Genomic DNA, 18,022 nt, shown 5'->3' with positions numbered 1-18,022 from the left:
ACCGTCGCGGTGTCGGTGTTGGAGGCCAGGTTGTCGTTGCCGACCGGATCGGTGAACTTATCGGCCGCAACCGAGATCGCGACCGCCGTCGTCGAGTTGTCGTCGGCGGTGAAGGTCGCCGTGTACTGCAGCGGATTGCCCACCACCGGCTGCAGGTTGGACAGCCCGCCGCCGGTCACCGAGACATCGGCCAGATCGAAGCCGCTGGGGACCTCCGAGAAGGTGAAGGTCACCGTTCCGGTGTTGTTGTGGTCGTTGAACGTCGAGCGGTCGAGGTCGACCACCACCGTCGGATTCTGGGTGTCGACCGTCGCGGTGTCGGTGTTGGAGGCCAGGTTGTCGTTGCCGACCGGATCGGTGAACTTATCGGCCGCAACCGAGATCGCGACCGCCGTCGTCGAGTTGTCGTCGGCGGTGAAGGTCGCCGTGTACTGCAGCGGATTGCCCACCACCGGCTGCAGGTTGGACAGCCCGCCGCCGGTCACCGAGACATCGGCCAGATCGAAGCCGCTGGGGACCTCCGAGAAGGTGAAGGTCACCGTTCCGGTGTTGTTGTGGTCGTCGAACGTCGAGCGGTCGAGGTCGACCACCACGGTCGGATTCTGGGTGTCGATGGTGACGGAATCCGTCCCCGTGCCGCCAAGATTGAGCGCGGCGTCCGTGTAGCTGCCAGCGGTGACCGAAACCGAGCCATTGCCGGTGAAGCCGTCGTCGGCGGTGAAGGTCGCGGTGAAGACCAACGGGTCCGCGGTGGCCGCAAGGTTGCTGACCGTGCCGTGCGTTGCGCTGATGTCGGCGGCGGTGAAGCCGACAGGCGCTTCGGAGAACGTGAAGGTCACGACCGAGCTGTTGTGGCCGTCGCTGAGCGCGCCGTCGACGATCTCGACCGTCAGCGTCGGGTTTTCGGTGTCGATCGTGACGGAATCCGAGCCGCCGATGCCGGCATTGCCCATGGCGTCGGCGAAATCGCCGTTCGCAACCGACACCGTCGCGTTGCCGGTGAAAGCGTCGGTCGCGATGACCGTCGCCTCGTAAACCTTGCCGCCGCTGCCGGCGACCACATGCAGCGAACCCGCGGTCAGCGACAGGCCGCTGGACAGGTGGATGTCCGATTCGCTGAAGCTGACGCCGGGCGCCTCGCTGAAGGTGAAGCTCACGACAGAGCTGTTGTCGTTGTCGCTCAGCGACGGATCGACGATGTTGACCGTCAGCGTCGGGTTCTCGGTGTCGATCGTGACGGAGTCCGAACCTCCCACGCCGGCATTACCCGCGGCGTCGGTGAAATCGCCATTCGCGACCGACACGGTCGCAGTGCCGGTGAAGGCATCGGTCGCCGTGACCGTCGCCTCGTAGACCATGCCGCCACTGCCGGCGAGCACATGCAGCGAACCTGCGGTCAGCGACAGGCCGCTCGAAACGTGGATGTCCGTCTCCCCGAAACTGGCGCCGGGCGCCTCGCTGAAGGTGAAAGTCACGACCGAGCTGTTGTCGACGTCGCCCAGCGACGGATCGACAATGTTGATCGCCAACGTCGGATTCTTGGTATCGATTACGACTGTGTCGGAGCCCGCGGCGCCCAGATTACCGGAGGAATCCGTATAGCTGCCGGCCGCTACCGTGACGGTGCCCTGCCCTTCATAGCCATCGTCTGCTGTGAACTTTGCCGTATAGTGCGATGCATCGATCATCGTGAAGTTCGTGATCGTGCCGTGAGACGCGGTTATGTCGCTCGCAGAGAAGCCTGTGACCGCTCCGAGGAACGAAAAGGTGACGAGGGACGAGTTGTCGCCATCGCTCAAAGACGCATCGACAATGTCGACCGTTACCGGAACGCGTCCCGTACTGTCGAGAACCACAACTTTCTCGACAGCACTAGCTTGCAAGTTGAGCGTCTTGAACGTGTAGAAAGTCTGATCTGCCTGGCCGGTCTGCGCATTGAGGTGCGCGGGAACCCAAATGTCCCTGAAATACTTGATTTCGTCCAATATCGCCGGAGTATTGAGCTGATCGGCGTTGAGCCAGATCTGAAGCGTGTCGACGTCGCTCGTGCCGGCGACTTTCGAACCGCCAGCAGCGGAACCGTTGCCGCCGTCATAGGAGTCATAGCCTGTGAAGCCGGATCCGTTCGTGGAGTATGTTGCGCCCGTAAGAGTCTGGCTTTGAGTACCGCTGTAGCTGAAGATTCCGCTCAGCGCGTACTGATTTTCGTACGCCTTGTAGATCAGAATGTCCGATCCTGATCCGCCGAGAACAGTATCAAAACCACTGCCGCCATCGAGCGTATCATTCCCCGATCCGCCGTTGAGCCGGTCGGCTCCGGCGCCTCCCGACAGAATGTCGTCGCCGCTTCCACCCACCAGATTGTCAGCGCCGGAAGTGCCCGTGGTCGTAGCCATATCAATTACTCCGATTCAAATACATGTGGTCCGACCGCAAAACCGCGGGCAGCCGGCAAATTCGTGTTCTGAACTTGTGAATGTGCGAGCGGCAAACAATGTCGGATCGCGATAGAGACGAAGCTGCGACGTAGGCCCCTGTGGTTCAATCGCCGAACCTTCAGGAACAGAAACGTTAGAGCGCTCGTACTGGAGCAGAAACTCCCGCCGAGACAATCCGTCTCGCTCCGCACTTTCAAATACAACACGTCCCAATATGCGCACTCCTCAAACTCTGCCGACGCAGAGCAGGTGCGGCGCGATCGAAAATCAATTCATCAAACTAACCAACGCCCGTCCAAATAATCCGCGAGCGTTTCGACCGACAAGCATTTCCTAACTGCATCGATATGCTGGTCGGTCTGCTGTGAAAATGACTCCGAATGCGCTTACCCTGCCCGCTTCGCGTGCGCCCTGTCCGCCGCACGCAGCGCAAAATTCTTGTTTCCAAATCTTTTGGCCTCGGGAGTGGCTCCGCCGCGTTGTCCGAGAAATTGCGCGCGGCAGAAATCCCTCGACTTAAATTCCATGCAATTTGCCGCAAATTTGCGCGATCGTCCAGACGCATGCGATACGTTATCTCTTAACGATTAACGTCGACTCTCAAGCCGGTTCCATGGAGTTCGAACGCCCCCCGTGAATTTACGGGGCTGTCCCCACGCTCATCTCTGCCGGAAGGAATGGTTGAACGACATGATCAGCGGGCCGGCGATGTATTCGAACGCGGTGCGCTGGACGGTGGGGATCATGACCGTTGCCGGCATGCCCGGGTAGAGCTGAATGTTCGGCATTGCCGCCAGCTCGTCCTGATCGACGCGCACGAAGGCCGTATAGTAGGGATTGTTGGTCTTCGGATCCGTCAAACGATCCGCCGACACCTGAATGACCTCGCCGTGGATGATCGGCACGATGCGCTGCTTGTACGCGGTGAGATGAACCTCGGCACGCGTATTCGGGTGCACGTCGCTGATGTCCTCGACCGCGACCTGGGCCTCGATCGTCAGCCCGTCCTGCAGCGGCACGATGTCCAGGATCTTGTCGCCGCGCTGGATGACGCCCCCGACCGAGAAGACGTTCAGCCCGACCACCCGGCCGCTATAGGGAGAGCGGATTTCCATGCGGCCTAGCACCGCCTTCGCATTCATCGCCTTCGGGATCACCTCGAGGATCTTGGCCTGGGTGTCGCGCAGATCCTTTGTCACCTCGGTCATGCGATCATTGTCGAGCTGGGCCATCTGCTGCTCCTGCTCGGCAATCGCCTGACGCGCCTTCGCAATGTTGGCATTGGTGTCGGCGATCTGTCCTTCGAGGCCGTAGGCGGTGCGCTCCAGTTGCAGGATGCGCGGCCGCGCGATCAGTCCGCGCTCGACCAGCGGCGCGATGTCCTTTGCTTCGTTGTGGACGGACTTGATCTGGTCCGTGAAAGCTTTGACCTGCGCCTCGGCACCGACGATCTGCGAGCCGAGCTGATTGATCTTCTCGCGGATGACGCTTCGCTGACCGGCAATTGCCGCAAGCCGGCTCTCGAGCTGGCTGACCTGCCCGTTCCACACGCTCCTGAAATAGGGATCCTCGGAACGCGCCTTCAGGTCGGCGGGCATCACCAGCTGGGAGCCGCGATCGAGCTCGGTCAGGAGACGGACTTCCGTGGCACGCAGCACGACGTGCTGTTGCGTGAGGACTTCGAATTCGGCGCGCGCCTGGGTTTCATCGAGCACGATGAGCAGATCGCCGGCGTTGACCTTGTCGCCTTCCTTGATGTGGAGCTGCTTGACGATGCCGCCGTCCAAATGCTGGATGCTCTTGCGATTTCCATCGACCTTGACGACGGCATTGGCCACCACGGCACCGTTCAGCGGCGCGGTCGCCGCCCAGGTGCCGATGCCGCCGAAGAACAGCAGCACGATCGCCCAGCCGGCGACGGATGCACGCTTGATCGAATCGCTGGGCGGCCCGCCGCCGGCGACAGGCCCGGCACCAGCCGGGAGCTTCTTGTGGAGCATTCCGTCGACAATGGCCATGGCAACCGCCCTAACTGCTGGCACCCTGCACCGCGTGCATCGGCACCGGGCGGGTCAGGCGCGACATGATCTCGAGGCGCGGGCCGAACATCTCGGCGGCCCCGTCCCTGAGGACGAGGATCTTGTCGACGACGCCAATGGTCGCCGGCCGGTGCGAGACGATGACGATCGTCGTTCCACGCTTCTTCAATTGGACGATGCAGTCGGCGAGCGCGACGTCGCCCTCGGCGTCGAGATTGGAGCTGGGTTCGTCCAGCACGACGAAACTCGGATTGCCGTACACGGCGCGGGCCAGGCCGACGCGCTGGCGGAAGCCGCCGGACAGGATCGCTCCGCCCTCGCCGACCTGGGTGTCGTAACCGTTCGCAAGCCTCACGATCATCTCGTGGACACCCGCGAGCTGGGCCGCGAGGATGACCTCGCTGTCGCCTTTTTCCTCGAACCGACTGATATTGGCGGCCACGCTGTCCGCGAACAGCTCGATATCCTGCGGCAGATAGCCGACATGGTCACCGACCGCCTTCCTGACCCAGCTCGATACGTCGGCGCCGTCGAGGCGCACCGCGCCGGCCGATGGCGTCAGCACACCGACGAGGTGGCGCGCCAGCGTCGACTTGCCGGCGCCGGAGGGACCGATGACGCCGAGCACCTCTCCCGCCCCGATCGCGAAGCTCACGCCGCGAAGGATCGGCTTCGAGCTCCCGGGAGGCACGAATGTGAGCCCTTCGACCGACAGCTCGCCTTTGGGCCTCGGCAACGTCAGCCCGGCCTCGCGCGCGGGGTCGGACTTGAGCAGTTCCCGAATGCGCAGGAAGGCGGCGCGCGCCGACATCAGCCCGCGCCAGGAGCCGACGATCTGCTCGACCGGCTGCAGCGCGCGGCTCAGCAGGATGCTGGCGGCGAACATCGAACCGACCGTCGTGAGCCGCTCGATGACGAGATAGGCGCCGAGACCCAGGATCAGCGATTGCATGGTCAGGCGGAAAAACCGGATCAGGCTCTGGATCGCGGCGGCGCGGTCGCTGGCATTCACCTGCCGCTCCAGCATGCGGTCGCGATCGCGGCGCCAGCGCCGCAGCAGGCCTGAGGTCATGCCCATCGCGCGCACGACTTCCGTATTCCGCAGGCTCATTTCGGTGAAGCTGTAGCTGCGCGCCGCGGCCTCGTTCGATTCGGTCAGCGGCAGCTTCACCAGCCATTCGCTGAGCAGCGCCATCAGCACGAGGACGATCGAGCTGCCAAGCGCGAACGCGCCCAGCCAGGGGTGCAGGACGAAGATCACGGCGATGTAGATCGGCGCCCAGGGCAGGTCGAAGATCGCGTGGATCCCGGTGCCGGTCACGAACTGCCGGAAGGTGTCGAAGTCGCGCAGCGCCTGGCTGCGGGCGCCGCCGGCATTGGCCGAACGATCGATGATCGCCGTCATCACCCGCGCGGCGATCCGCTGGTCGAGGCGGACGCTGGCGCGGGTCAGCACCCGCGCCCGCACCGCATCGAGCCCGGCAAGCGCCGAAAAGGCCAGCAGCAGCGCGATGGTGAGCATCAACAGCGTGATCTGGCTGGCGCTCGAGATCACGCGGTCATAGACCTGCAGCATGTAGAGAGGGCCTGCCAAGTACAGCAGGTTGATCGCCAGGCTGAACAGCCCGGCGGTCATGAAATAGCGGTTACAGGTCTGCACCAACTGCCGGAGTTCGTCCGGCCTCTTGAACGGTAAGGTCACGCAACTCTGCGGGATAACCCCGCCCCTCTCAGCAAAAGCTTCGCTGCCAACGCCAGCTACAGATGCAAGAGGGTGAGCTTTGAGCTCACCCTCTTCTACGACTCGCGCTACACGAAATGGAGATATTCGTCGGGATTGTTCGGCGCGACACCGAGCAGTCCGAAATAGTCTCCCTGGTTGGTCGCCATCATCACCATCGATTGATTCAGCGACACCAGCAGATTGTTGGAAGCGCTGTCGGTCAACGCGGTCATGGCGCTGAATATCTCGCTACCCGCCGGGGTGTCGGCATCGCCAGTCTGCCACGCAACGCTGCTCGCCTTGATCGTGGATCCGCCCGGGAAGCCGTCCTTACCCGCCTCGGCGCTGCTGTTGTATTTCAGGATCGAACAGCCGGCCGGAGCACCGGCCGTCGTGGTCGGCCCGTACTGGATCAGCCAGTCGGCGATATCGCCGATCAGATTGTTCGGGGCGTTGAAGCCGGGCACGCCGACGTCGTTCAGCAGCGTGGTGATCGCATAGCGGGCGAAGTCGCCAAGCTTGTCGCCGCCCGTACCGTTGCTCTGATTGACGAGATCGCGCGCGTCGTCCCACTCGATGATGAGGCACTTGCCGTTCGCCTCGAACATCAGGTCCTTGTGGCCGTCGCCGTCGACATCGACGTTCTCGGGCAGCAGATCGAGAATGTCCTTGTCCTCGATCACGCCAGCGTCGGCGAGCTTCTGGGCGAGCAAGACCCCTTGCCCGTCCTTGGGACCATTGTTCTCATCTCCATCCCAAACGTAGAGGTGGTTGGCCCAGAAGCCCGGGGTCAGGCCGACGCCACCGACCGCATGGTTGCCGAACATCAGCTGATAGGCGTTGCCGCCGGACAGCTGGCCGCCCAGCACCTCATGCTGCGGATCGCTGATGCTGCCCGCGGCGCCGGCATGCCACACCAGCTCCTGCCCGCTCTGCACGGTCACGGTGGTGTGATTGTCGCCGGTCGAGTCGGCATCGCCATGGTCGACCGTGGCGACCCAGTTCTGTCCATCGGTGAACAGCTCGGTAAGGGTATAGACACCAGGATGCAGGTTCTCGAAATGGAACTGGCCGTCCGCTCCGGTCACGAAATCGACCGTATCGCTGTCGCCGTCACCATCGATGTCACCCGTCAATCTGATGGTGACGCCAGCCATTCCCGTTTCGTTGCTGTCCAGAAGACCGTTGGCATTGAGGTCCTCGAACTTGAGTCCGTGGATGGAGCCGTTTGCGTAGTTCACAAAGTCCTGGCTGGTGAGGTTCTGTCCGGAGGTGACGCTGTCCTGGTTGATCTGCACCGGGCTCAGGTGCTGCCAGCCGGACCGATCCTCTTCCTTGATCAGATAGTCACCCGGCGTCAGACCGGTGAACGAGTACGAGCCGGTCGCATCGGTGGTGGTCTGGGCTACCTGCTCACCGGCATCGGCGACGTTGTTGTGATTGATGTCATTGTAAAGGGTGATGGTCCAGCCGCTCACCGCAGTGCGGTCGCCCGTGGTTGAATTGCTGGCGTCGGCATCGTCGTATTTGTGGCCGGAGATCGAAGCCAGCCGATAGTTGACGAAGTCCTGGTTGGTGAGGTTCTGCCCGGAGGTGACGCCGTCCTGGTTGATCTGCGCCGAACTCAGATGCGCCCAGCCGGACCGGTCCTCTTCCTTGATCAGATAATCGCCCGGCGTCAGGCCGGTGAACGAGTACGTGCCGGTCGCATCGGTGGTGGTCTGCGCCACCTGCTCGCCGGCATCGGCGACGTTGTTGTGATTGGCGTCATTGTACAGCGTAATCGTCCAGCCGCTCACCGCGGTACGGTCGCCCGTGGTTGAATTGCTGGCGTCGGCATCCTCGTATTTATGGCCGGAGATCGAGGCCAGCCGATAGTTGACGAAGTCCTGATTGGTGAGGTTCTGGCCGGAGGTGAGGCTATCCTGATTGATCTGCGCTGAGCTCAGATGCACCCAGCCGGAGCGGTCCTCTTCCTTGATCAGGTAGTCGCCCGGTGTCAGACCGGTGAACGAGTACGAGCCGGTGGCATCTGTGGTGGTCTGCGCCACTTGCTCGCCGGCATCGGCGACGTTGTTGTGATTGGCGTCATTGTACAGCGTAATCGTCCAGCCGCTCACTGCGGTACGGTCGCCAGTGGTCGCATTGCTGGCGTCCGCATCCTCGTATTTGTGGCCGGAGATCGAGGCCGTTCGATAGTTGACGAAGTCCTGGTTGGTGAGGTTCTGCCCGGAGGTGACGCCGTCCTGGTTGATCTGCGCCGAACTCAGATGCACCCAGCCGGAGCGGTCCTCTTCCTTGATGAGATAATCGCCCGGCGTCAGGCCGGTGAACGAGTACGAACCGGTGGCATCGGTGGTGGTCTGCGCCACCTGCTCGCCGGCATCGGCGACGTTGTTGTGGTTGGCGTCATTGTACAGCGTGATGGTCCAACCGCTCACCGCGGTACGGTCGCCGGTCGTCGCATTGCTGGCGTCCGCATCCTCGTATTTGTGACCGGAAATCGACGTTGTGCGATAGTTGACGAAGTCCTGGCTGGTGAGGTTCTGTCCGGAGGTGACGCTGTCCTGGTTGATCTGCGCCGAGCTCAGATGCACCCAGCCGGACCGGTCCTCTTCCTTGATCAGATAATCGCCCGGCGTCAGGCCGGTGAACGAGTACGTGCCGGTCGCATCGGTGGTGGTCTGCGCCACCTGCTCGCCGGCATCGGCGACGTTGTTGTGATTGGCGTCATTGTACAGCGTAATCGTCCAGCCGCTCACCGCGGTACGGTCGCCGGTGGTCGCATTGCTGGCGTCGGCATCGTCGTATTTGTGGCCGGAGATCGAAGCCGTCCGATAGTTGACGAAGTCCTGGTTGGTGAGGTTCTGCCCGGAGGTGACGCTGTCCTGGTTGATCTGCGCTGAGCTCAGATGCACCCAGCCGGACCGATCCTCTTCCTTGATCAGATAATCGCCCGGCGTCAGGCCGGTGAACGAGTACGTGCCGGTGGCATCGGTGGTGGTCTGCGCCACCTGCTCGCCGGCATCGGCGACGTTGTTGTGATTGGCGTCATTGTACAGTGTGATGGTCCAGCCGCTCACTGCGGTACGGTCGCCAGTGGTCGCATTGCTGGCGTCCGCATCCTCGTATTTGTGGCCGGAGATCGAGGCCGTTCGATAGTTGACGAAGTCCTGGTTGGTGAGGTTCTGCCCGGAGGTGACGCCGTCCTGGTTGATCTGCGCCGAACTCAGATGCACCCAGCCGGAGCGGTCCTCTTCCTTGATGAGATAATCGCCCGGCGTCAGGCCGGTGAACGAGTACGAACCGGTGGCATCGGTGGTGGTCTGCGCCACTTGCTCGCCGGCATCGGCAACATTGTTGTGATTGGCGTCATTGTACAGCGTAATGGTCCAGCCACTCACCGCGCTACGGTCGCCGGTCGTCGCATTGCTGGCGTCGGCATCCTCGTATTTGTGGCCGGAGATCGAGCCCAGACGGTAGTTGACGAAGTCCTGATTGGTGAGGTTCTGGCCGGAGGTGACGCTGTCCTGGTTGATCTGCGCCGAGCTGAGATGGACCCAGCCGGAGCGGTCCTCTTCCTTGATCAGATAGTCGCCCGGCGTCAGGCCGGTGAACGAGTACGAGCCGGTCGCATCCGTGGTGGTCTGCGCCACCTGCTCACCGGCATCGGCGACGTTGTTGTGATTGGCGTCATTGTACAGCGTAATCGTCCAGCCGCTCACCGCACTACGGTCGCCAGTGGTCGCATTGCTGGCGTCCGCATCCTCGTATTTGTGGCCGGAGATCGAGGCCGTTCGATAGTTGACGAAGTCCTGGTTGGTGAGGTTCTGGCCGGAGGTGACGCTGTCCTGGTTGATCTGCGCCGAGCTCAGATGCACCCAGCCGGAGCGGTCCTCTTCCTTGATCAGATAGTCGCCCGGCAATATGCCGGTGAACGAGTACGAACCGGTGGCATCGGTGGTGGTCTGCGCCACCTGCTCGCCGGCATCGGCAACATTGTTGTGGTTGGCGTCATTGTACAGGGTGATGGTCCAGCCGCTCACCGCAGTGCGATCGCCCGTGGTCGAATTGCTGGCGTCAGCGTCCTCGTATTTGTGACCCGATATCGAGGCCGTCTGCACGTTGCCGAAATCGAGATTGTGGGCATCTGCGCCCGACGCCAGCGTGACGCTGAACTCACCTTGCGCATTGTTGGGCGCCGTCTGAACCCAGTTCGCCTGCTGGATCTCGCGGATCGTATAAGTGCCCGGCGTGACGAAGAACCGGTAATAGCCCTGTTCGTTGGCGTCGGTGGTGTCGCCGTCGTTGTCGAGATCGATGCTGCCCGTGAGGACCGAGGGTTCGCCCGCATCGAGCTGGTTGTTATTGTTGAAGTCCAGATAAATTCGCCAGCCATTGAGCGCGGGCTCGCCCGCATCCCAGGTGTGATTGTTGTTCAGGTCGTTGAACTTGTGACCGTCGATGACCTGGCCGATCTGCCGATTCCATTCCTCGAAACCGTCATTGTTGGTCCACGCGCTGGTCCCGGTATGGGTCGTGCCGTTGCCGTCGACGTAGTTGTAGTTGAACGTGCCGGGCTCATAGCCGAACGCCGAATAGAGATAGACGTAAGCCTGGTTCGGATCGAAGGCGGTGATCGGCACCAGGAAGGTCATGTCCGTGGTGTTGCCGCTACCCGACTGCAGGCTGCCGTTGAGGCCGATGAATTTGTCGCCGCCGGCATCGAGATTGTAGATCAGCGTCGCAGAACCCGCCGGAAACGCGCCGGTGCCGGCATCCGGAGTTGCTCCAGGGACATAATTATTCAGATTGCCGACGCTGGCCTGCCAGATCTGCAGCGCGTTCAGCGAAAGCAGAATCTTGTCGGCGCTGTTGAGCTGGTTGATGTCGAGCTCGAACCGGTAATAGCCCGTTGATCCGACAAACTCGATCGGAAGATCGGATAGCTTCAGGGAATGGATGAAGTTGGTGCCACCCTTGCCGGCGTTATCGAGGACGAAGTCGTTGAAATCGGTGTTGTAGCCCTGCACCGCCGTAGTGTTGCCGCCGATCTGGGAGAACGGATCGAGCAGACCTGTGCCCGCGCCGACCGAGACCTGGTCGGTCGAGAAGATCGCGGTCACGCTTCCGCTGGTGATCGTTCTTGTGTTCTGAAACGTCAGGTCGATCAGCGTGGAATCGGTGAAGCTCGTCGTCGCCTTCAGGCCGAGCGCCGGATCGTCCGCGGTGAGCAGGAAGCTCTGGTTCGCCGCGTCGGCGTTGACGTACCATGAGGTCGTGATCGAGCCGTTGATGACGCCGTCGAGATCGCCGACACCGCCGTCCGTGACGGTCCAGGGGTCGCTGCCGCTGAGCGGCGCGCCGATTTCATCATCGATCGTGCCCCAGATCCCGTCCGGGCCGGGGCTGATCGCGTGCAAAACCGTGAACTGGATCGAGCCGCCTGCGGTCACGTTCCCCGCGGTGAAGGTTGCCGTCGATCCGGGGGCGTAGTCGGACTGGTCCGTGCTGACCAGGAACAGCTCGTCGCTGAGGGTGTAGGTGCCGGTAGCGGAGTTGAATTTGTACGTCGCCATAGCAATCTCCCTGCAAGGTATTGATCACGGCAGTACGGGCACTCTCCAATTCCAGAAATTGCGACCGGCTCTGCTGCTGGCGCACAATCGCGCGCCGTGCGAGCGCCGGGCTCCACGGATCTCTCCAACTCAACAGAAGCGGTTTCTTAGAAGTTCGGCGGCCCTAACGGACCAGGCATTGCCAACGTCATTCCAAATCGATCATCAGGCTACCCTCTCGGGTGCACTGCAATAACCACCCCGCGATCTGAAATTCTTGCCGTTGACGCATCAACTCGAACCAACGGCAGCGACCGCATCGCCCAATATTACTTGCACGCCAAATAAAAATAGCCGGAGCCGCCGATCAGGCACGTTCCGGCCGCTACAATCACTGCACAACCCGACGCCACATTACGCAACCTTTGACCCCTATCGCGGCCCCGCCAAAAAAGGCGCAGCCCAGCCTACAGCTCGCGTATTAAGTCAATAGCTAAACACCTGTGTTTCGAATTGTAAACCATTTTTTAGGCAGCGCTCCGCGCCCCGCGTCTTGCCGAAGCACGGCCGGCACGACTATTGCGCGAACATCGTCATGAGCGCGCTCTAACGTAGTGCGCGCTATTTTGAGCGATCGTGCGACGAATGCAGATCTCGAGGCGGGATCGCAAATGGATGGCGCCAGCATCCCCAGCGCCAATCTCGATCGGAAGCTGTGATGCTGATCAGGCGTTGCCGACCACAGCGCGGTCGGCAAGCAGGCTTACGCCGCGGCGGGTCGCAGCCAGTGCATGAAGGCCGCGATCTCCTGGCGCACCGCCTGGAAATAAAGCATGTGGGTGATCGCGAACGACAGCAAGCACGCGCCCAGAATTGTCGCCATCACATACAGGCCGGCGCCTGACGGCACCGCGATCGAGCCGAGCGAGGCCTGCGCCGTGGTGGGAACGCCCGCCTGCCAGGCGTAGACCAGGAAGCCCGCATAGCCGGCGCTCAGATGCGTTGCGACGGTGAAGGCCGGCCTCGCCCTGGCGACAAGCGCAACGCAGGCCAGCAGGAATAGCGGAAGCGCAACCCCGAAGAACTGAAAACCGTCGATCGCAACGAACCCGCTGAGCAGTGCGTGGCTGCGCTGGAAGATGCCGAAGATCCTGAGATTGATGAACCACAGCAGCTCGGAGCTCGGCGCATGCTGCAAAGCCTGCGCAGCGAGCTCGGCGCCAAGGGTGGCCGCAAACAGCACGCACGGCCCCAGCAATTGCAGCTTGAAAAGGCGATTCATGAAACAAGCCATAGGTCAGAAAACCAATGGCTCGTCTTAGGTCTAAACCATTTAACTTGTCTTAATGGTTCCCGGCGCGGCCGCGCAGCGTTGACAGCGGATTATCGGATTATGGCTGATTGTTCGGCGGCCGTTCGATGAACTTCCGGCTGCCGTTGAGAAGCTCGAGGTTGTTGGCGATCACCGGATTGCCCGGATCGAGCGAATACGCCTCCTCGAACTTGCGGCGCGCCGCGCTCAGATTGCCGCGCAGCATGTACGAGTATCCCTGGTCGTTGAGGACCTGCACGGTCTTGCCGCCAAGCCGAACCGCCTGCGCATAGGCCTGGTCGGCGAGGTCGAAGCGGCGGATCCGGTCATAGCTCGCGGCGAGCCCGACCCAGGCGGTCACGTCCTTCGGCGATTTCTCGACCGCGTCCTTGAAATAGCGCTGGGCCATCCCGTAGTTGCCGCGGTTGAAATGCTCGAGCCCGAGCCGCACCGGCTCGTCGGAGGGATAATATTTGACGTCGGTCGGTTCCTGCACGGGGTCGCCGCCCGGCGGGTCCACGGGAGCGACGATCGCAGCCTCCCGCGTCGTGTAATCGCAGCCGGCAAGACCGGGAGCCAAGCAGCAACAGATCAGCGCTGGAGCGAGACGATGCAATCTTCGCCCCATTCGCCATTTCCAGCGCATCTCTTGCCCCATTCGAAAGCTCATCGCAAAACAACCAACAAAATAAATGACTCGGCCAAAACGCCGAGATCAGTTCGGCAAGCCGACACACATCGGCTCAGCACTATTTGGCTCCGACCCCAACGGCGATTGATCCACCCGTCCCCGCTCCCAATCCGGTCGTATTGACGTTCTGAATCGTGGTGACGGGCGGCGGCTGGCCCATCGCCTTGGTCGGATCGCCCATGTCGGGGAGCTGATCGAGCGGGCGTTGCTGATTGCCATAGCGCGTCACCGCACCGCCCGTACGTCGCGCGTCGTATGCGATCCTGCGATCGCCCACATAGGCCGGCCAGGGATTGATCGTATGGGTCGCGGCGTTGACCTCCTTGGCATTGCCCGCGCTCATCGTGAGCGTGTCGGAGCGCTGGACGTAGCGCTCCATCTCGTCATGGCCGGCTACCCCGTAGCAGCCCCCGAGCAGGAAGGGCGCGAGCAGTGCCAGATACCTGATGGTCATCCTCGCTACCCCTAGTTCAGCGTTTTCACGACCGGCTGGTTCGCACCAACGGCCGGTGGCGGAACGGGCACGATCGCATTCGGCGCGATGATGTGGCCGTAAGGCCCCTTCACCTCGCCGCCGGAGTTGACGTAGTCGTCGTAACGCTTGCGAACGTCCATCTGGCCGTTGAGGAAGAAGTCGACGTCATTGGCCGGCAGGCGGGAGTCGAGCGGCGACGCCAGTTGCTGGCCGGGCGCCGCCGGCGCCACCAGGCGCGGCGTCACGATGATGACGAGATCGGTCTCTTCCTGCTGGTAGGACTTGCTGCTGAACAGGGTGCCGATGACAGGCACCGAGCCGATCCAGGGCAGCTGCGAGACATCCTGGCGGTTGCGGGTTTGCAACAGGCCGGCGATTGCAAAGCTCTGGCCGTCGCGCAATTCGACCGTGGTGCGCGCGTCGCGACGGGTCAGCGAAGGCACGCTGGTGCCCTGGATCACCACCGAGTTGGTAAAATCCAGCTCACTGACCGACGGCTCGACCCGGAGGTTGATCACGCCGCGCGACAGAACGGTCGGCACAAAGGCCAGCTCAACGCCGAACTTCTTGTAGTCGATCGACACGGTCGGAAAGCCGGCTGCCGACTGTGTCGGGACCGGCACCGGAAACTCACCGCCGGCCAGGAAGCGCGCGGCATCGCCCGACAGCGTGGTCAAATTCGGCTCCGCCAGGCGGCGAGCCAATCCCTTTTGCTCCAGCGCCGTGATCAGCAGATCGACCGAGGCGCCGCTGCTGGTTCTGATGATGCTGGTCAAGAGGCTTCCGAACGGAGCCGGAGAAATGCCGCCGGCGGTGCCGACCAGCGTTTGAGCCGTTTCAAGCAGCGGGAGGCTTCCCGTCGGTGGCGCGCCAACACTACCGTTCCGACCACCGATAGGCGCTCGACCGATGATGTTGATGCCGCCCAGCCCCGTGTTCCCCACATTGGTGCCATTGGCGTTCGCCGCATAAAGGTTGACACCGAGATTGCGGCCGGCCTGCCGGTTGACCTCGAGGAAGCGTACCTCGAGCATCACCTGCTGCGGTGCCGCAACGCTCATCGCGTTGACGACAATGCCGCCCTCGGGAACGCTGCCCTTGGCAATCGTCAGCGCGCGCTCGGCGGAGACCGCATCGGCGGCCGTTCCGCTCAGCACCACCTGACCCTGGGACGCAGAAACACGGATGCCCCGTGCACCTGTGCTGCTCGCGATGTTCTGCTGCAGATTGCCGATGTCGACGGTCACCTCGACGTCGAGAATGCCGATCTGCTTCATCGAGCTGTCGAACAGGATGACGTTGGTGGAGCCGGTCTTCTTGCCCTGGATGTAGATCAGGTGATCGCTCAGCGACTTCACGTCGATGATCTCGGGCGAGCCCGCCACGATGGTCGTGAACGGCGTATCGACCCTGAAGGTGCGCGACTTGTTGACGGTCAACTTGATGCGCTGGACGTCGTTCATCTCGCTGACGAAGACGCCGCCGCCACCCCGCCGGTCCGCAGCCGTCGCGCGATCCACGGCCGGGAAAAAGGCCAGCGCCCCTCCAAGAGCGACCACGCTCAAGGCGAACAGACCACGTTCCGCGCTACCCCAGACGCGACCGCTTCTCATTCGAATCCCCTCCGCCGCAGCAATCGCGACTTCCGTAAATTTACGGCTCCCCGGCTTCCCTTCACTCTCCTTCGCACACGACGCCGTGGAGCTTACAATGTGTCCGACTACAAATAGTTACTTGGAAATCCCATTTCCGGCGCGCGCTGCCCCGGGGTACGTCCCGGCCACTCGCCGACCGCAAAAATGCGGCACCGCGATCATTCCCCGCCATACGCCTCGTTTGCAAGAAAAGACCGTCGGAAGCTTGCGGCAACACTGGAGAAAACTGCCCGATGTTGCCAGCGCGCACCACTTCCGAGCCGCCTTGAGTGGTTACGACAGGCCCGGCCGCAAACGGCCGCGCCCGGGCTGCCGGACCGGCACCCGTCCGACAATTCGTGCCAGGCGAATCGCCGGCGCCTAGAATGGGACCTTGATGTACGCGCTCGGCGCGTTCGCCAGCGTGCCCCAGAACGGCAGTATCATCGTGAAATTTTGCGACGCCGTGACGGTGATGACAGATGTCCCGACTGTCGAACTCACGGTGGGCGCCGCCGCGGCACCGTTGGTGTACAGGAACGGAGCGGCGTCCTGCTTTTGCGTGAGAGACAATGGGTCGCTCGGGCAAGCTGGGGTCGTCTTGTTGAGGGCGGCATTCACGTAGCAGTCGCTGACCGTGATCGTCCGGGCAGCAACGCTCGCAAGCGTCCGCAATGACTGCATGGTGATCGCGTAGCGCGCGAGATCGATGATCGAGAACATCGCCATGAACAGCGCAAACGCGATCACGCAGAACTCAAATGCCGCGACGCCGCGCTGGTCGAGCTTTCTCATCACGGCACCATTCGGACGTACCGGCTATGCGCCATGACGCTGGCGGGGCACCCTGTATTGTCGAAGTAGGAGTTGCCCGACAATTGCACACCCTTGGCTATAACCTCGACGCAGGTGTAACTCGCAGTGCTGCCTTGGTACAGAACGTCAGCATTCGGCGCGTACGTAATGCCATTGAAGTAGCTGCTCGAATTGCCCGATATCTTGAGGTTCGAGCTCACTTCGGGATCATAGATGAGCAATTTGCTCATCAGACCGACAACTGAAGCCATTGCAGCCGGCACTTGCGTGGTGGATACGCTATCCAAGGCGGTGAGCTGGATCGTCGGATTACCCGTGATCGTCAGGGTCGCCCCCGTGTCAGAGGCGTTTAGAAACTTCGGAGGCATCAGGATCAAAGTGGCCGTTCCACTGATCGTGGGGCTACCGTTGATCCTGATATCTCCGGTCAGGAAATAGACGCCACTCAGGGTCACATTTCCCGATGGCCACGTCGTGTTGTAACAGGGCCCGGTAGTGGAGGTTGCGGGCCCATACGCCTTCAGCGTCGAACCACACGAGCCGCCTGTGAAGTTTGCCGGGGTCAACGCGGAAATCGCTGCATTCAGCCCGCTCAACGGATCAGGCGACGGCGGTGCAAATGTAATTGCCTTGCCGCACTGGGCACCGCCCGTGTCCTTGCAGCCACCCGCGCCGGAGATCGTACCAACATTGGTGACGTTGAGCCCGTTACCCGTGAAGTCGACCGAATTCTGGGAGGTGTTGTTCGATGCCAGTCCGCATTTCGGAGAGTTTACGGTTGTGCTCCCCTGGAAGGTAATCGAGTCCTTCAGGGCCAGAACACACGGATTCGTCACTTCGACTATCTTCGCGGTGCCTCTCGCAGCAATGGTAACCGTGGACAGACCGAGGAATTTTGCCAGGAACGCAGGCTGCTGCTGACTGACGTTGGCCTGAACAAAATTCCCGGTATCTCCATTCCATGTTGTAAGTTGCGTGATCGTGACGGTCTGCGAAGTCCCGGTCGGCATGCTGGTTATACAGCGCGAGCCCGGATACGACGTGTCGCCGGAGTTGCAGAAGCCATTCTGTGCAGCAAATTGCTTGCCGCGGTACTCGAACGTATTTGTATCGATGCAACTGCTTACGCTTGACGAGGCGGCGAGCGAGCACGACAGCGCCAAAGCGCCCGAATAGGCCGCGGCATCGGCGGCATTCTGGGCGTGATGCCTGGTGACGTACCACGTTCCCGCCTCGCCCCCGAGCGCGATCGCTCCCATCAGGGGGATCAGCGCCACGACGGTTGCGAACGCGGCCGAGCCGCGACGGCTCTTGAGCATGTTGCGCATGGAACGCC

The 18,022-nt window shown here is 62.0% G+C and carries 10 protein-coding genes; all 10 read right to left on the bottom strand.

The window, feature by feature from the left end:
• On the bottom strand, nucleotides 1–2,396 hold a 2,396-nt coding region (locus J6500_RS12970; protein ID WP_225713097.1), incomplete at its 3' end, for an Ig-like domain-containing protein.
• A gap of 701 nt (nucleotides 2,397–3,097) precedes the next feature.
• The gene (locus J6500_RS12965; RefSeq protein WP_225713096.1) at nucleotides 3,098–4,456 is read right to left on the bottom strand and encodes an HlyD family type I secretion periplasmic adaptor subunit; all 1,359 of its coding nucleotides are present in this window, start codon (nucleotides 4,454–4,456) and stop codon (nucleotides 3,098–3,100) included.
• Nucleotides 4,457–4,466: 10 nt separating this feature from the next.
• Complete coding sequence (locus J6500_RS12960) at nucleotides 4,467–6,179, bottom strand: type I secretion system permease/ATPase (protein WP_225713095.1); 1,713 nt, start codon at nucleotides 6,177–6,179, stop codon at nucleotides 4,467–4,469.
• 107 nt (nucleotides 6,180–6,286) lie between these two features.
• On the bottom strand, nucleotides 6,287–11,779 hold the full coding sequence (locus J6500_RS12955) for an MSCRAMM family protein (RefSeq protein ID WP_225713094.1): 5,493 nt from the start codon (nucleotides 11,777–11,779) through the stop codon (nucleotides 6,287–6,289).
• 742 nt (nucleotides 11,780–12,521) lie between these two features.
• On the bottom strand, nucleotides 12,522–13,040 hold the full coding sequence (locus tag J6500_RS12950) for a hypothetical protein (protein ID WP_225713093.1): 519 nt from the start codon (nucleotides 13,038–13,040) through the stop codon (nucleotides 12,522–12,524).
• A 109-nt stretch (nucleotides 13,041–13,149) separates the two neighbouring features.
• The gene (locus J6500_RS31970) at nucleotides 13,150–13,566 is read right to left on the bottom strand and encodes a tetratricopeptide repeat protein (RefSeq protein WP_225713092.1); all 417 of its coding nucleotides are present in this window, start codon (nucleotides 13,564–13,566) and stop codon (nucleotides 13,150–13,152) included.
• Nucleotides 13,567–13,819: 253 nt separating this feature from the next.
• Nucleotides 13,820–14,215 (bottom strand): hypothetical protein, encoded by a 396-nt coding sequence (locus tag J6500_RS12940; protein ID WP_225713091.1) that lies wholly within the window; start codon nucleotides 14,213–14,215, stop codon nucleotides 13,820–13,822.
• An 11-nt stretch (nucleotides 14,216–14,226) separates the two neighbouring features.
• Nucleotides 14,227–15,849, bottom strand: a complete 1,623-nt coding sequence (locus J6500_RS12935) for a type II and III secretion system protein family protein (protein ID WP_225713090.1) — start codon at nucleotides 15,847–15,849, stop codon at nucleotides 14,227–14,229.
• 402 nt (nucleotides 15,850–16,251) lie between these two features.
• Nucleotides 16,252–16,665, bottom strand: coding sequence for a TadE/TadG family type IV pilus assembly protein (locus J6500_RS12930; RefSeq protein WP_225713089.1), 414 nt, complete (start codon nucleotides 16,663–16,665; stop codon nucleotides 16,252–16,254).
• On the bottom strand, nucleotides 16,665–18,014 hold the full coding sequence (locus tag J6500_RS12925) for a pilus assembly protein TadG-related protein (protein WP_225713088.1): 1,350 nt from the start codon (nucleotides 18,012–18,014) through the stop codon (nucleotides 16,665–16,667). Before J6500_RS12925 ends, J6500_RS12930 begins: the two co-directional genes overlap by 1 nt.
• Nucleotides 18,015–18,022: the final 8 nt, after the last annotated feature.

This window comes from Bradyrhizobium semiaridum, assembly GCF_020329505.1.
Classification (GTDB): Bacteria; Pseudomonadota; Alphaproteobacteria; order Rhizobiales; family Xanthobacteraceae; genus Bradyrhizobium; species Bradyrhizobium semiaridum.
This window is presented reverse-complemented; position numbering and strand designations above follow the sequence as displayed.

Excerpts from the sequence above, each read along its gene's own strand:
- J6500_RS12935 (WP_225713090.1), bottom strand. The coding sequence starts at position 15,849 with ATGAGAAGCGGTCGCGTCTGGGGTAGCGCGGAACGTGGTCTGTTCGCC.
- J6500_RS12965 (WP_225713096.1), bottom strand. The coding sequence starts at position 4,456 with ATGGCCATTGTCGACGGAATGCTCCACAAGAAGCTCCCGGCTGGTGCC.
- J6500_RS12955 (WP_225713094.1), bottom strand. The coding sequence starts at position 11,779 with ATGGCGACGTACAAATTCAACTCCGCTACCGGCACCTACACCCTCAGC.
- J6500_RS12950 (WP_225713093.1), bottom strand. The coding sequence starts at position 13,040 with ATGAATCGCCTTTTCAAGCTGCAATTGCTGGGGCCGTGCGTGCTGTTT.
- J6500_RS12930 (WP_225713089.1), bottom strand. The coding sequence starts at position 16,665 with ATGAGAAAGCTCGACCAGCGCGGCGTCGCGGCATTTGAGTTCTGCGTG.
- J6500_RS12925 (WP_225713088.1), bottom strand. The coding sequence starts at position 18,014 with ATGCGCAACATGCTCAAGAGCCGTCGCGGCTCGGCCGCGTTCGCAACC.
- J6500_RS12940 (WP_225713091.1), bottom strand. The coding sequence starts at position 14,215 with ATGACCATCAGGTATCTGGCACTGCTCGCGCCCTTCCTGCTCGGGGGC.